The sequence below is a fragment of the Mesorhizobium sp. B2-3-4 genome (genome assembly GCF_006442315.1).
Taxonomy (GTDB): domain Bacteria; phylum Pseudomonadota; class Alphaproteobacteria; order Rhizobiales; family Rhizobiaceae; genus Mesorhizobium.
In genome coordinates this window covers 1-15955 of the sequence record NZ_VFVY01000003.1, presented here as the reverse complement: position 1 = coordinate 15955, position 15955 = coordinate 1, and the positions used below count along the sequence as shown (strand labels likewise).

General features: G+C 66.0%; 10 protein-coding genes and 2 pseudogenes. 11 read left to right on the top strand and 1 reads right to left on the bottom strand.

The features are described 5' to 3' along the window. The first annotated feature begins 72 nt into the window (after window positions 1–72). From FJ967_RS06250 to FJ967_RS06215, 8 genes are all read left to right on the top strand, one after another. The gene (locus FJ967_RS06250) at window positions 73–1113 is read left to right on the top strand and encodes an ABC transporter substrate-binding protein (protein ID WP_140730846.1); all 1041 of its coding nucleotides are present in this window, start codon (window positions 73–75) and stop codon (window positions 1111–1113) included. 68 nt (window positions 1114–1181) lie between these two features. Then, entirely contained in the window at window positions 1182–2264 is a 1083-nt protein-coding gene (locus FJ967_RS06245; protein WP_140730845.1) for an ABC transporter ATP-binding protein, read from the top strand. Beyond that, the gene (locus tag FJ967_RS06240; RefSeq protein WP_140730844.1) at window positions 2264–3184 is read left to right on the top strand and encodes an ABC transporter permease; all 921 of its coding nucleotides are present in this window, start codon (window positions 2264–2266) and stop codon (window positions 3182–3184) included. Before FJ967_RS06245 ends, FJ967_RS06240 begins: the two co-directional genes overlap by 1 nt. Then, the gene (locus tag FJ967_RS06235; protein ID WP_140730843.1) at window positions 3181–3981 is read left to right on the top strand and encodes an ABC transporter permease; all 801 of its coding nucleotides are present in this window, start codon (window positions 3181–3183) and stop codon (window positions 3979–3981) included. The genes FJ967_RS06240 and FJ967_RS06235 overlap by 4 nt, the downstream gene beginning before the upstream one ends. A gap of 48 nt (window positions 3982–4029) precedes the next feature. Beyond that, window positions 4030–5616 (top strand): gamma-glutamyltransferase, encoded by a 1587-nt coding sequence (gene ggt, locus FJ967_RS06230; RefSeq protein ID WP_140730842.1) that lies wholly within the window; start codon window positions 4030–4032, stop codon window positions 5614–5616. Between the two features lie 219 nt (window positions 5617–5835). Continuing rightward, window positions 5836–7356: an acyl--CoA ligase gene (locus FJ967_RS06225; protein ID WP_140730841.1), complete on the top strand. Its 1521-nt coding sequence runs from the start codon at window positions 5836–5838 to the stop codon at window positions 7354–7356. Between the two features lie 2 nt (window positions 7357–7358). Continuing rightward, on the top strand, window positions 7359–8345 hold the full coding sequence (locus FJ967_RS06220) for a 2-dehydropantoate 2-reductase (RefSeq protein WP_140730840.1): 987 nt from the start codon (window positions 7359–7361) through the stop codon (window positions 8343–8345). A gap of 139 nt (window positions 8346–8484) precedes the next feature. Further along, window positions 8485–12696, top strand: coding sequence for a hypothetical protein (locus FJ967_RS06215; protein ID WP_140730839.1), 4212 nt, complete (start codon window positions 8485–8487; stop codon window positions 12694–12696). An 81-nt stretch (window positions 12697–12777) separates the two neighbouring features. Here the strand turns inward: FJ967_RS06215 and FJ967_RS06210 are convergent. Continuing rightward, window positions 12778–13222: pseudogene (locus tag FJ967_RS06210) on the bottom strand (ABC transporter ATP-binding protein); the annotation flags it as partial. Between FJ967_RS06210 and FJ967_RS06205 the strand changes: the two are divergent. From FJ967_RS06205 to FJ967_RS06195, 3 genes and pseudogenes are all read left to right on the top strand, one after another. Beyond that, a pseudogene (locus FJ967_RS06205) lies at window positions 13202–13927 on the top strand (2-dehydropantoate 2-reductase); the annotation flags it as partial. The pseudogenes FJ967_RS06210 and FJ967_RS06205 overlap by 21 nt on opposite strands. Before the next feature lie 137 nt (window positions 13928–14064). Next, on the top strand, window positions 14065–14457 hold the full coding sequence (locus FJ967_RS06200; protein ID WP_140730838.1) for a lysozyme inhibitor LprI family protein: 393 nt from the start codon (window positions 14065–14067) through the stop codon (window positions 14455–14457). A gap of 190 nt (window positions 14458–14647) precedes the next feature. Continuing rightward, the coding region (locus FJ967_RS06195; RefSeq protein WP_140730837.1) for an RsmB/NOP family class I SAM-dependent RNA methyltransferase at window positions 14648–15955 on the top strand (1308 nt) is incomplete at its 3' end.

The following is a 15955-nucleotide window of genomic DNA, read 5'->3' as shown; positions in this document are numbered from 1 at the left end:
CTACACTCATAATTGTATACAAAATCGCATGCGAAATCAAAAACAATGGGAACACCCGGTTGGAGAACCGAAATGAACAGGATCAGGAACATTAGCTTTGCGGCGATGGCCGGCCTCATGGCCACGGTCGCGGTCCCCGCCTTTGCCGCCGATACGATCACCGTCGCCTCATGGGGCGGCACCTATCAGGAGGCGCAGACCAAGGCCTTCTTCACCCCGACCGCCGAGGCCCTCGGCATCACCATCAAGCAGGACACCACCAACGGGCTCGACGACGTGCGCCTGCAGGTTACCGGCAATGCAGTGAAGTGGGACATCACCGAGCTTGGCGCCGACGAATGCGCGCGCGGCTCGAAGGAAGGGCTGTTCGAGAAGCTGGACTACGGCGTCATCGACAAGAGCGGCATCAACCCGAAGCTGGTCCATGACGACTGGGTCGGCATTTCCTACACCTCCGTCGTGCTGATCTACCGGACCGATGTGTTCGGCGACAAAGGCCCCAAGACCTGGGCCGATTTCTGGAACGTCGAGAAGTTTCCGGGCCGGCGCGCGCTTTCGAGCAGCCAGGCGACTGAGACGCTGAGCGTCGCGGCACTCGCCTCGGGCCTGCCGATCGACAAGGTCTATCCCGTCGACATAGACGGGGCGCTGAAATCGGTCGACAAGATCCGTGGCCATGTCGATGCCTGGTGGACGTCGGGCGCGCAGGCCATGCAGCTGGTCAAGGACGGCGAGGTCGACATGGCCAGCATCTGGAACGGCCGCGCCGGCACGTTGAAGAAGGAAGGCGCGCCGGTGTCGTTCTCCTTCGACCAGGGCGTGCTCACCGCCGACTGCATGGTCATTCCCAAGGGCTCCAAGAACAAGGAAGCGGCGATGAAGGCGCTGGCGATGTTCGTCAGCCCTCAGCTGCAGGCCAACCTGCCGCTCTATGTCGACAACGGCCCGGTCAACGAGAAGGCGTTCGAGACCGGCAAGATCCCGCAGGACAGGATCAAGGACATCAACTCGGCGCCCGAAAACGTCAAGAAGCAGGTGTTGCAGGATGCCGAGTTCTGGCGTGACAACCTCGTCGAGGCGACGGAGAAGTTCAACAATCTGATCCAGCAATAGCTGCGACGAGACAGGCCGGGCGACACGCGCGCCCGGCCCCCATTGCCCCGGCCCAGGAGAAAATGATCTTGTCCATTGCACCATCCGCGCTGCCTATCGGCATGCGCCGGATCGAGAAGCGATTTGGCAGCGTCACCGTGCTGCGCGACCTGAACCTCGATGTCGAGCCCGGCGAGTTCCTGACGCTGCTCGGCCCCTCCGGATCGGGAAAGACGACGCTGCTGATGATCCTCGCCGGTTTCGTGCGGGCCAATGGCGGATCGATCAAGGTCGGCGAGGAGGAGATCATCGCCACGCCGCCGCACAGGCGCAACATCGGCATGGTGTTCCAGAACTATGCGCTGTTTCCGCACATGAACGTGTTTCACAACATCGCCTTTCCGCTGAAGCAGCGCGGCGTGGCGGCGGGCGAGACCGCCAGGCGCGTCGAGAATGCGCTTGATATGGTGAAGCTGCAGGGCCTCGGCGAACGGCGCGTCGACCAGCTCTCCGGGGGCCAGCGCCAGCGCGTGGCGCTGGCGCGCGCCATCGTCTTCGAACCGCGCATCGTGCTGATGGACGAACCGCTGTCGGCGCTCGACAAGGGCCTGCGCGAGCATATGCAGATCGAATTGCGCGCGCTGCACCGGCGGCTTGGCATGACAACGGTCTATGTCACCCACGACCAGCGCGAGGCGATCACCATGTCGGACCGCATCGCGGTCATGAACGGCGGCCGCATCGAGCAGCTTGACCGGCCGGAGACCCTCTACACCGCGCCGAAGACGCAATTCGTCGCCGGCTTCATCGGCGAATCGAATTTCGTGCCCGTCGAAAGCCGCAACGGTTCGGTCTGGTACGAGGACAGGAAGATCCGGACCGCAGCACCTTCGCCCGCGCCGGGCCAATATGTGATGGTGGTGCGGCCGGAGAAGCTGCGTCTTGTCACGGCAGCCGAACCGGCCGACGGCGTCAATGTGCTCGGCGCCACGCTCAGCGACATCATCTACCAGGGCGACAGCTTCGTCTGCTACGCGACGCTGCGCGACGGCCGGCAACTGACGCTGCGCGACTATTGCCGCAGCGACGTGCTGGCAAGGCTGCCGGTACCCGGCCAGCCGGTCACGCTCGGCCTCGATGCGCAGGACACAATCCTGGTGGCGGCGGACTGATGGCCGCGCAATCCGCCCTCCCGGAAGCGATCGGCGCCGGCCGCGATTTCAACGCCGGGGCGTTGCGCGCCGACGCGCGGCGCGAGCAGCTCAGGCTGCTGGGGTTGTTGTCGCCGAGCCTGCTGCTGGTCTTCGCCATCATCATCGTGCCGATCGGCTGGCTGTTCTGGCTGTCGCTGTTCGACGAGACCGGCGCGCTGAGCGCATCCAACTATGCCCGCTTCTTCGAACAGGCTTCCTACATCAAGACCTTCATCACCACCTTCAAGGTCGCCTTCATCGTCACCGGCGCCTGCGTGCTGCTCGGCTATCCGCTGGCCTACATGCTGTCGCAACTGCCGCGCCGGGCGGCGTCGATCTGCCTGATCTTCGTCATCCTGCCGTTCTGGACGTCGGTGCTGGTGCGTACCTATGCCTGGCTGGTGATCCTGCAGCGCAAGGGGCTGATCAACAGCTGGCTGATCGATCTCGGCGTGATCAGCCAGCCGCTGTCGCTAGCCAATAATTTTTCGGGCGTCGTCATCGGTATGACGCACATCCTTCTGCCGTTCCTGGTGCTGCCGCTCTATGCCTCGATGAAGACGATCGACACCGACTGCCTGCGCGCCGGCATGAACCTCGGCGCCGGCCCGGCCGCCACCTTCCGGCAGATTTTTTTCCCGCTGTCGCTGCCGGGCCTCGCGTCCGGCGTGGTCATCGTCTTCGTGCTCTGCCTCGGCTTCTTCGTGACGCCGGCGCTGATGGGCGGCGGCAAGGTGGTCATGTGGGCGATGCGCATGGAACAGACCACCAGCCTCTATTCCAACTGGGGCGCAGGCGCGGCGCTCGGCGTGGTGCTGCTGGTGGTGACGCTGGCGCTTCTGGGCCTGTTCCAGTGGCTGCTCGGCGCGCGCGCCACCGGCGTATGGAGTTCGCGATGAGCGACAGCGTCGGACTGCCTATCTCGCACCGCCAGCGGCTGTGGCTCTATGCGCTGGGCGGGCTGGTGCTGCTGTTCCTGATCGCGCCGTCGGTCATCATCGTCATCATGTCGTTCTCGGATTCGACGCTGCTGCAGTTCCCGCCGCAGCAATGGTCGCTGCGCTGGTATGAAAGCTATTTCCAGTCGCTGGAATGGCGCGACGCCACGATCGTCTCGGTCAAGGTGGCTGTCATGACCGTGCTGGTGGCGACGCCGCTCGGCACGATGGCGGCTTATGCGATCAACCGGGGCACGCTGCGCTTCAACGGCACGATCAACGCCCTGCTCACCGCATCGCTGATCATCCCGGTGATCCTGATCGGCATCGGCACCTTCTTCCTCTATGCGCGCGTCGGCCTCAACAACACGCTGACCGGCCTGGTCATCGCGCATACGGTGCAGGCGCTGCCGCTGGTGGTGCTGACGGTGCTGTCGGGCCTGCGCAGTTTCGACATGAACCAGGAGCGGGTGGCGCGCAGCCTGGGCGCCGGGCGCATCGCTGCCTTCTGGCAGGTGACCATGCCGCAGATCCGCTTCTCGATCGTCTCGGGCGCGCTGTTTGCCTTCATCACCTCATTCGATGAAGTTGTCGTCTCGCTGTTCATCTCGGGCGGCGAGACCACGACCCTGACGCGCCGCATGTTCAACGCGCTGCGCGACCAGATCGACCCGACCATCGCCGCCATCTCGACCTGCCTGATCGTGCTGTCGGTCCTGCTGTTGTCGCTGGCGCAGATCTTCGGCCGGCGGGATTGATTTCACCGGACCAATTCGCTGAAGTGACCAAGGGATACAAAGACCAAGATGCGTGATTTCCAGTTTCCCGGCCGCTCGCCGGTCCGTGCCACCGAAGCGATCGCCGCGACATCGCATCCGCTGTCGACGCTCGCGGCCATCGAGATGCTGCGCGCCGGCGGCAATGCCATGGATGCCGCCATCTGCGCCGCCGCGGTGCAAGGCGTGGTCGAGCCGCAATCGACCGGCATAGGCGGCGATTGCTTCGTTCTCTACTGCCCCAAGGGGCAAAGCGAGGTGCTGGCCTTCAACGGCTCCGGCCGCGCGCCGGCGGGCGCGACCGTCGGCTGGTACCGCGACAAGGGCTTTGGCGAGCTTCCCAAGCAGGGTCCGCATGCGGTGACCGTGCCGGGCGCCATCGACGCCTGGTGCCGGCTGCTGGCGGACCATGGCAGCAAGGATCTCGCCGCGGTGCTGGCGCCGGCGATCCATTATGCCGAGAACGGCTATGTCGTGCATGACCGCGTCGCCTTCGACTGGGCCGAGCCGGAAACCGATCTTTCGGCCGACGAGCACTGCGCGCGCATCTTCCTGCCCGGCGGTAAGGCGCCCCGTGCCGGCGATGTCCACCGCCAGCCCGAACTCGCCGCCACCTTGCGCATCATCGCCGGAAAGGGCCGCGCCGGGTTCTACGAGGGCGCGGTGGCCGACGACATGGTGCGCCGGCTCAGGGAATTGGGCGGGCTGCATTCTCACGAGGATTTCGCGGCGACCCGGGGGGATTATGTGGCGCCGGTCAGCATTTCCTATGGCGGCCACGACATCCACCAGATGCCGCCGAACAATCAGGGGCTGACGGCGCTGTTGATGCTGAACGTGCTGTCGGGCTTCAAGCTTGGCGGGCTCGATCCCAACGGCGCCGAGCGGCTGCACCTGGAGATCGAGGCCGGGCGGTTGGCTTATCGCGACCGCGACCGCTTCGTCGGCGACCAGGACCATGTGCCGGTGCCGGTGCAACAGCTTCTGTCGGGCGCCTATGCCGACCGGCTGCGCGCCGAGATCGACCGCGAGCGCGCCATGACGCATCTGCCCGACGTGCAATTGCCCGGCAGCGACACGGTCTACATCTCGGTCGTCGACCGCGACCGCAATGCCGTCTCCTTCATCAACTCGACCTATTATTCCTTCGGCAGCGGCGTGGTCGGCCCGAAGACCGGCGTGGTGCTGCAGAACCGCGGCTCGAGCTTCCGCCTCGACCCGGCGCATCCGAACGCCATCGCACCCGGCAAGCGGCCGATGCACACGATCATGCCCGGCATGGCGACGAAAAACGGCCGCGTGGTGATGCCGTTCGGGGTCATGGGCGGCGGCTACCAGCCGTTCGGCCATGTCCATCTGCTCACCAACATGATCGATTTCGGCATGGACCCGCAGCAGGCGCTGGACGCGCCCCGGGTGTTCTACAATGACGGCATGGTCGAGGCCGAACGCAACGTGCCCGCCGGGGCGCTCGAGGGACTGCGCAGACGCGGCCATGCCATCACCGAGCCGCATCATCCGCTTGGCGGCGGCCAGGCGGTGCTGATCGACTGGGAGAAGGGCACGCTGACCGGCGCCTCGGACCCGCGCAAGGATGGAATGGCGCTGGGATATTGATGGGATTGGCGCGGGAACGGCAGGTAATTTCCGGAACTTGGCGCCGCCCCTCATCCGCCTGCTGGCACCTTCTCCCCGTAAACGGGGAGAAGAGAGATAGAGCCGACGTCGCGCCCCAGCTTCTTTCTCCCCGTTTCGGGGAGAAATGCCGGGCAGGGCATGAGGGGCGGCGCCAACCTCCGCTGGACTTTCACAAGCTTTGAAACATAGTCGGTGACCATGAGCACGAAATCACAAGACCTCTCCCGCCGCCTCGCAGCCGGTGCCGACAACGCGCCGGCGATCCTGGCGCCCGACAGACCGACGCTGACCCATGGCGGCTTGCGCGAGCTGATCGCGACGACCGCCGAACGGCTGCACACCCTCGGCATCGGCCGGGGCGACCGGGTGGCGATCGTGCTGCCCAACGGGCCGGAGATGGCGACGAGCTTCGTCGCCGTGGCGGCCAGCGCCTCGACGGCTCCCCTCAATCCCGCCTACCGGGCGGACGAGCTCGATTTCTACCTCAGCGATATCGGCGCCAAGGCGATCCTCGTTTCCGCCGACGAGAGCGGACCGGCGGTGACGGTGGCCGAGCGTCTCGGCATCGGCGTGCTGCGGCTGGTCGTGCCGGCGGGCGCCCCTGCCGGTGGTTTCGTCATCGAGGGCCCAGCCGTGGGGCCGCAGGCGGCGCCCGACATGGCGCGCGACGAAGACGTCGCGCTCTTGCTGCACACGTCCGGCACGACGTCGAGGCCCAAGCTGGTGCCGCTCAGCCACGCCAATGTCGCGGCCTCCGCCCGCCACATCGGCGCGACGCTCGGCCTGAGCGCCGGCGACCGCTGCCTCAACATCATGCCGCTGTTCCACATCCATGGTCTGATCGCGGCGGTGCTGTCGTCGCTTGCCGCCGGCGGCAGCATCTACTGCACGCCGGGCTTCAATGCGCTGCGCTTCTTCCAGTGGCTGAGCGACGCCAGGCCGAGCTGGTACACGGCGGTGCCGACCATGCACCAGGCGATCCTGCCGCGCGCGGCGCGCAATCCGGATGTGCTGGCCGCGACCGCGCTGCGCTTCATCCGCTCGTCCTCGGCGTCGCTGCCGGCGCAGGTGATGGCGGAACTGGAGGAAACCTTCGGCTGCCCGGTCATCGAGGCCTATGGCATGACGGAAGCCGCGCACCAGATGGCGTCCAACCGCCTGCCGCCCGGCCTGCGCAAGCCGGGCAGCGTCGGTGCCGCCGGCGGCCCCGAAGTCGCCGTCATGGCGCCGGATGGCCGGCTGATGCAGGCCGGCGAGACCGGCGAAATCGTCATTCGCGGGCCCAATGTCACGGCCGGCTACGAGAAGAACCCTGACGCCAACGCCACGGCCTTCGCGCATGGCTGGTTCCACACGGGCGACCAGGGCGTGCTCGACGGCGACGGCTATCTCAAGGTCACCGGCCGGCTGAAGGAGATCATCAACCGGGGCGGCGAGAAGATCTCGCCGCTCGAGGTCGACGAGGTGCTGATGGACCATCCGGCGGTGGCGCAGGTGGTGACCTTCGCCATGCCGCATGACAAGCTCGGCGAGGAGGTGGCGGCCGCCGTGGTGCTGCGTGAAGGCATGAGCGCCTCAGAGGGCGATATCCGCGCCCATGCCGCGACGCGGCTCGCCGACTTCAAGGTGCCGCGCAAGGTGCTGATCCTGGACGAGATCCCGAAAGGCGCGACCGGCAAGCTGCAGCGCATCGGGCTTGCCGCCAAGCTCGGGCTTTGACGATGAAGATCACCATTTTCGGCGCAGGCGCCATCGGCGGCTATCTCGCCGCCAAGCTCGCGCTCGCCGGCCGCACCGAACTGTCGATCGTGGCGCGCGGCGCGCATCTCGAAGCCATCAGGGCTGACGGCCTGCGCCTGGTCGAGGACGGCGCGGAAAGCGTGGCGCCGGTCAGGGCCGCCGCGAAGGCCGTGGAGCTCGGCGTCCAGGATTATGTCGTGCTGGCGCTGAAGGCGCATTCGCTGACCCCCGCGCTCGACCAGATCGCGCCGTTGCTCGGCCCTGATACATCGGTCGTCACCATGCAGAACGGCGTGCCCTGGTGGTATTTTCATGGGCTCGGCGGCCCACTCGAAGGCACCAGGCTGGAGACGGTGGACCCCGGCGGCGCCATCTGGCGGCGCATCGGGCCAGAGCGCATCATCGGCTCGGTCGTCTATCCCGCCGTCGAGGTCGACACGCCGGGCCTCATCCGCCATGTCGAGGGCAGGCGCTTTTCGCTCGGCGAACCCTCCGGCGAGAAGAGCGAACGGGTGACGCTGCTGGCCGGAGAGATGGTCAAGGCCGGCCTGCAGGCGCCGGTGCGCGAGGACATCCGCAGCGAAATCTGGATCAAGCTCTGGGGCAACCTCTCCTTCAACCCGATCTCGGCGCTGACCGGCTCGACGCTGGCCGCGATCGTTGCCGATGACGGCACCCGCGCGCTTGCCCGCGCCATGATGCTGGAGGCCCAGGCGATCGGCGAGAGCCTCGGCGTGCGCTTTCCCATCGAGGTCGACCGCCGCATCAAGGGCGCCGGCGATGTCGGCGAGCACAAAACCTCGATGCTGCAGGACCTGGAACGCGGCCGCCCGATGGAGATCGACGCGCTGGTCAGCGCCGTGCAGGAGCTCGGAAGGCTTACCGACAAGCCCACGCCGAACATCGATGCGGTGTCGGCGCTGGTGCGGCGGCTGGCGGTGGAGCGCGGCTGCTACGGCCGAGGGTGACGCGGCCGGGAAAAGGCTGCACGGGCCCTTAATTCAGCATCGTTGAATGTAGCGCGCCTGTCGGCATATGACGACTTGCCGGAGGCCGAACCTTGCCTACGCTACCTCCCGGGAACGGGGTCTTGTCAGCGAGGGTTCAATGCTTTCTGAAAATATCGGCGTTTCCGCCGCACCGAGCACTCCCGTCACACTTTCCGGCAAGGTCATCCAGAAGGAAACAGGACAACCTCTTTCAGGGGTTCGGCTGACCTGGGTCGCGACCTTGAACGGCAAGCTCCTGTCCAAGGCCCGGACGGCCAGGTTGGCTGAAGCCGTCAGCGGTCGGGCCGGCACATTCACGCTGGCGCTCGAAGACGAGGCTGTCGAAGCCTATCGCCTGCTCGGCGTATCTCCGGGTTCATCCTCCACCATCGAGGTCGTGGATGCGGGCATCGCGGCGCCCGCTTACAAGATGAAAACGGGGCCGCAGGCCGGCCTTGTCATTCAGGTCGAATTGTACCCCAAGGCGAAGCCTGCCGCGAGCGGCGATATCAAATTGCTCTCGGAGTTCCTCGCTGCAAATCGTCTCACCAGCGCCAGGGACCTGCGGGAGCAACTGACCGCTCCCTGGGCGGACAGCCCCGCCGCATCATGGCCTGTCGCTACCAGGCTCAAGACACTGCAGGCCCTCGACATCGCGGCCAAGGATGCCGGTGTCGGCGAGGACTGGGGCCGGCTCCTCGATTTCGACAAGCTCGATGCCGGAACGCTGGCCGGCTCGGTCACAGGCGAGATTTTCACCGGGGCGATCCGGGACCATATCGGCAAGAAATCGAATCTGCGCCTTTATCGCGACTATCTGCGCGGTGTGTGGGTCAACGCCGCGCTTTTCATGCACGGGGCAACGTCGTCGCCGGGTGACGCGCAGCCCTCAAAGGCGACGCTCGAGAAGCAACTCGACAACCGGTTGCACCAGAATTTCAGGACATCTTCCGAGGCGCTCACGTCGACGGCTGCATTACTGGCCGAGATCCTCAAGCCCGCGCTGACGGTGTCGCGCGACAAGGGCGGGTTCGGCAAGACCGCGAATCAGGTGCCGGCCAAGGCGAGTTCCGAAAGCGATGACGGCTATCTGGCGAAGCTCGTCCAGCTTTCCGGCGTCGGCTCTTCGGAATTGCAAAAGCGCTTCCGCGTCGACTTCGAACCGGACGCCGGCGCCAGGACGTCGCGAATCCAACTCAATGTCGATGCCTTGCGCGGCTTTCTGTCCGACAGTTTCCAGGCGCCGTTCGACCCTTACCCGATTTCTCCTGACGCGCGCCAGGACAGGCAACGCCCGATCGTCTTGCCCGGCTTTGCCGGATCGGCGCCCTTCTATCTGCAGTATGAGGAATGGCTCGACCGACAGCAGCCCTTCTATTGCGAGAATGCGTTTGATATCCGGCGCACGATCCCCGTCTTTTCAGCGCAGTTCCGTGAAGCCGTACAGACGTTCATGGGCGGCCGAGACTTCGACGCGCGCAAGGCTTTCACGGAAGCCGAGCAACATTCGGTCTCCGCATCGGATGGGGTCGGGTCGATCCTGGTCGGGCTGTTCGCATTCACCGACCAGTTGACGCAATCCGTCGGCCAAATCGACCAGGGCGACTACAACGGGGCGCTGGCATCGCTGGCGGACGTCGAGGTCGCGGCCCAAGCGACGCTCAAGCAGCTGCTGAACAGATACTGGTACAAGGAGGCGTTCTCGTTTCAATGGAACAGCGGCTCCGAGATCCATCGCGACATCTCGTTGCCGGCACGGGCCGGAATGCCGACCGACAGCGTCGAAGCCCTGAGCGCGCTCGAGGGGTTTTTCCAGCCACCTTACTTCCTGCCGCTCAACTATCCCTCGGGTTTCGACAACGACACAAACCGCATCATCTCGACGCTCACATCCGCAACGCTTTACGTGCATTGGCTGTATTACGTGCTGCAGGTGATGCTGCCGTTCCTGCGCGCCGGCATCGCGCAGGCGACGCGGAACTATGCCGAAGCGTGCCGGCAACTCGGCTTTCTCACCGGGAATTTCGTCGGCGTCGCGGAGGCCTATACCGCCGATCCCTACAATGGATCATCGCGGATATTCCAACTGGAAAGCCTGCCCTACACCACGACCGTGACATACGACGAACGCAGCGGCACGCGCAAAAATGCCTATCCAGCCGCCTCGTCGGGAAGCGATGATCGCGCCTTCAGCACACTCAGGCGCAATCTCGCGATCTCGCCATGCGAATGGCGCTTCTTCCGCCTCGCGCAGGGCCGGGCAATGCTCGACTGGGCCGAACAACTCTTCCGCACCGACGAACCATCGAGCATTCGTCGCGCGCGCGAACTCTACAAGGGCGTACTCCTCCTGCACGGCGTGGAGCCCGGCACGGCACCAAGCTATCCCAAGGAGGGATCGCCGATCCTGGTCATGGTGACCCTTATCGGCAATCCGGCGATCCGCGCGCAGGTCGCCAGGGCCAATTACGGGCTGTACCTGATCCGGCAGGGACTGAACGTCTATGGCTGGCGCGAGGACATGGTGCCGGTCCTGCGGTTCCGTCCCTTGAAAGACGCGGCGGACAGCCTGGCCTCGGCGGCCAAGGCGGCTCAGAACGACTTCATCGCCTATACGGATCGCTTCGAACAGGCCCAGCTCGACAGGATGTATGCCGGGCTGCTGGTCGAGAAGGGCAAGGCAACCGCCAAGATCGCGGAAGAGCAGGTCGCAATCGCGCAGAACGATGTGAAGCTGGCTCAGGACCAGGTCAAGGCGATCGAGAAGCAGATCGAAAAGAAGCAGCAGGAGATCGACGATCACGACAGCTTGTGGGGTCAGTTCAAGGACTACGCCGGCGGCGTCAAGAAGGAACTGGAAAAGCTCACCAAGGAGGACAAGGGCAGCGCGGCTGGCGGCGGCGAGGCGACGAAAGGCCTTGTCGCCGTCGGTGGTTCGGGCGCCATGGTGCTGGGTGGCCTTGCCGTCTTTACCTACGTTTCCTGGCTGAGCATGGAGACGATGGAAACCGAGGCCAACCGGCGCGGTGACGAAATCAAGCGACTGCGGGACGAAGCCCTGCCTGCCGCCCAGGCACAGGTCAAGGTGCGCCAACGCGGCGTTTCCATCACCCAGTACCAGCAGCAGATCGCGCAGGCGGACCTGCAATACGCCAATACGCTCGTCCGCTTCAATCGCGACCGTTTCCTGAGCGTCGAGACCTGGTCGAAACTCGCCCTGGTTGCGGAGCAGCTCATGGGTTACTACGTCGACAATGCCGCACGCATGGGCTGGCTGTCGGAGCGCGCGCTGGCTTTCGAACAGGCGCGCGCCATCGCCATCATCAGGAAGAACTACCTGCCCAAGGCCATGCGCGGTCTTATGGGCCCGGACCTGCTGATAGCCGATCTCTCGGCGCTGGAAAACAGCCGGCTGCTCGCCATCAAGCTGACCATGCCCGTCCAGCATACGCTGTCGCTTGCCCGCGACTTTCCGCTTGCCTTCGGCGCTCTGAAGAGCACCGGCCGTTGCAGCTTCGTGACCGAGGAAGCCCTGCTGCGGGTGGCTTATCCCGGCCTTTTCGGCTTCCGTATCCGTAGCGTCAGCGTCGGATGCCAGACCACCGGTGCAAGCCTCATCCGCGGTTCGCTGCGCAATCGCGGCGTGTCGTCGGTGAACGTCGGGAGCGGCAGTCCCGAACAGATGCTGATACGGTTCCCCGACGCCTTGCCGATCTCCGAGTTCGACCTGAAGGACGACATGGATGCGTTCGGGTTGCCGGGCGAGACACTCCTGCAGTTCGAAGGCAGCGGCTTCACCACCGGCTGGGACGTCGCGCTGGCCGCAGGGCCGGGCGCGGCCTCCGGTCTGACCGACATGCTGCTTACCTTCGACGGGTTCGCGTTCTTCAACGACGATGCGTTCGCCCAGCCTGCGCCTGCCGCGCCATCGAACCGGGCCATGCTGTTTGCCGGATCGACGATCAATGCCGAGGGCGTTTCGGCGCTTCGCGAGGGAAGCTCGTCACAACTGACGATCGACCTCTCCGATGTTGGCGAGCCGGCCGCCGGCGTTCGAACGATCGCCAACCTGGCGCTGATATGGTTGGGCAAAGGGCCGGCCACGGCCACGCTGACCTCAGGCGATGGCACCACGGCCACGGCTACGTTCGAGGACGGCGTGGCCGCCTCCAACGCAGCACCTTTCGATGGCTCCGCCGGGGCGATGCCGCTCAATGTCTTCAGCGGTACCCCGCTCGACCAGACGTTCCGGCTCGATGTGGGAAGCCAGCAATTGCAAGAGGTCGACGATATCGCATTCCTGGTCGAGTATTCGACCTTGCCGAACTGAGCCAGGGCGCATCTGCGCCCCACGGGCCGGGCCGGCAGACAAGCCGATCCTGAGAGTTCGGCGGCGACGAATCCGATCGGCTCAGACGCCGGCGGCCACCAGGTGGCCGCCGCCGACATCGTTGAGCGCCAGCTTCATCGGCGCTTCGCCGATCCTGCGGGTGGCGCTCGGGATTTGCTGGTCCAACCTGGCGAAGCGGCTTCTTCGCCTGGCCGGGTCGGGCACCGGCACGGCTTCGATCAGGCGCCTGGTGTAGGGATGGCGCGGGTTGGAGAAGGCCTGGTCGCGCGTGCCCATCTCGACGATCTGGCCGAGATACATGACGGCAACGCGGTCGGAGATGTTCTCGACCACGGCCATGTCGTGCGGATGAAGAGATAGGCGACACCGAATTCGCGCTGCAATTCCTTCAACAGGTCGAGCACGCGCGCCTGCACCGATACGTCGAGCGCCGACACGCTCTCATCGGCGATGATCAGCTTCGGCTCAGCGTCAGCGCCCGGGCGATCAGATCGCGCCGCTGCTCGGCCCGGATACATCGGTCGTCACCATGCAGAACGGCGTGCCCTGGTGGTATTTTCACGGGCTCGGCGGCCCACTCGAAGGCACCAGGCTGGAGACGGTGGACCCCGGCGGCGCCATCTGGCGGCGCATCGGGCCAGAGCGCGTCATCGGCTCGGTCGTCTATCCCGCCGTCGAGGTCGACGCGCCGGGCCTCATCCGCCATGTCGAGGGCAGGCGCTTTTCGCTCGGCGAACCCTCCGGCGAGAAGAGCGAACGGGTGACGCTGCTGGCCGCCGAGATGGTCAAGGCCGGCCTGCAGGCGCCGGTGCGCGAGGACATCCGCAGCGAAATCTGGATCAAGCTCTGGGGCAACCTCTCCTTCAACCCGATCTCGGCGCTGACCGGCTCGACGCTGGCCGCGATCGTTGCCGATGACGGCACCCGCGCGCTTGCCCGCGCCATGATGCTGGAGGCCCAGGCGATCGGCGAGAGCCTCGGCGTGCGCTTTCCCATCGAGGTCGACCGCCGCATCAAGGGCGCCGGCGATGTCGGCGAGCACAAGACCTCGATGCTGCAGGACCTGGAACGCGGCCGCCCGATGGAGATCGACGCGCTGGTCAGCGCCGTGCAGGAACTCGGCCGGCTGACGGACAGGCCGACGCCCGCCATCGATGCCGTGTCGGCGCTGGTGAAAAGGCTGGCGGCCGAGCGCGGGTGCTACGGCTGAGCCGGGGCACGGCAGGCCTTCACGCGCCGGCAAACGGTGCAACATATCGTGCCCGAGATGCCGGCCGGTTCGCCTTATTGCCGGCCAGGGGCGACGTTAGCGTAGCGGCCCGTGCTTTGGCATCGAGGAACCGCCCCATGCGCCGATACGCCTGCCTTCTCACTCTTGCCGTCATGACCGCGGCCCATCCCGCGATGGCGCAAAGCGATGCCGAGATGAAAGCGTGCATCGACCGGTCCGGCGGCGTCACCGAGGCGATGCTGGATTGCGGGAAAGCCCAGATCGACAAGTTCGATGTCAGGCTGAACGCGGCCTACACCACGCTGATGCAGCGCGAACATGGCGCCGGGCGGACGCGGCTGCAGCGCGAGCAGCGCGCCTGGCTGAAGCACCATCTCAGCGAAACGCACCGGCTTGCCGCCGACCCGGACAATGGCTCGGCCGCCTTCCTCACCTCCCAGGGATTCGAGCTCGACGATCTCGGCGCGCGCACGGCCGAACTCGAAAAGCGGGTGCAGAAGACCCGTTAGAGAGGGAGGCACGCTGCTGTCCGAAAACCGCTCACGGTTTTCGGCATCATGCTCCAGCCGTCCCGGAGGCGGACATCCCCGTGATTTCGCCCATGGCTGCGCATGCCGCCGCCGGCGGGCCGATATGCTCGATGGCCAAGCGCGGTTCCGTCGCCTATATCTGAATTTTTTTCAGCCTGATCATCCGTCCGTGACCCCAGCCACCCGCCTGCAAGCCACAATCGAACTCATGCAGGACGTCGACAGCGTCGCGCGTCCCGCCGATGCCGTCGTCTCCGCCTGGTTTCGGGCCCGGCGCCATATCGGCGACAGGGACCGTGGCCAGATCCTGGAGCTGCTCTATGCGCTGCTGCGCCATCATGCGCGGCTTGGCTGGTGGCTGGCCCGGCATGGGCGCGAGGCCGTGCCCCGCAACCGGCTGCTGGCATGGCTCGCGCTCAAGCAGGGCAGGACGCCCGATCAGGTCAAACGCCTGTTCGACGGCGCCAAATTCGCGCCTGCCGCCCTCAGCGATCACGAGCACGCGCTGCTGGTCAAATTGCAGGGAGGCGCGATCGACCATCCCGACATGCCGCAAGAGGTGCGCCTGGAATGCCCGCTCTGGGCGGCCGATCCCTTGCGGCGCCGTTTCGGCCGGGCGTTTGGGCAGGAAATGGCCGCGCTGCTGACGCCGGCGCCGCTCGACCTGCGCGTCAATTCGATCAAGTCGACGCGCGAGGCCATGCTTGGCGCGTTGAAGGGCCTTGGCCTGGCGGCCGAGGCGTCTGAAATGGCGCCCTGGGGCATCCGCGTGCAGGAGCGCCCCTCGCTGGCCGGCCTGCCGATGCTACAGCGCGGCGAAGTCGAGATACAGGACGAGGGCTCGCAGCTCGTCGCCATGCTGGTCGATGCCCGGCCGGGCGAGCGCGTCGTCGATTTCTGCGCCGGCGCCGGCGGCAAGACGCTGGCCATCGCCACGCAGATGAACAACAAGGGCCATGTCGTCGCCTGCGACGTGATGGAGGGCCGCCTGAAGCGCGGCGCCGAGCGCTTCCGCCGGGCAGGGCTGCACAATATCGAGACGCGGCTGCTGGCCAGCGAAACGGACAAGTGGATCAAGCGCCACAAGGCCGGCTTCGACCGCGTGCTGGTCGACGCGCCCTGCAGCGGCACCGGCACCTGGCGCCGCAACCCCGACGCCCGCTGGCGCGCGCAGGAGCAGGGACTGGACAATCTCGTGGCGCTGCAAGCCCGCATCCTGGCGAGTGCTTCGCGCCTGGTGAAGCCCGGCGGCCGACTGGTCTACGCGACCTGCTCCCTGCTGCTGGAGGAGAACGAGGAGCAGGTGGGGGCGTTCCTGGCGGCGCATCCGGCTTTCCGGGTCGTGCCATTGGAAGAGGCCGCGCCGGGGGTGACGGGCTCGGCGCATGGCGATTACTTGTCGCTGACGCCGGCGCGGAATGGGACGGACGGGTTTTTTGCGACGGTGATGCAGCGGGATGTGGGGGTGGCAGGTGGG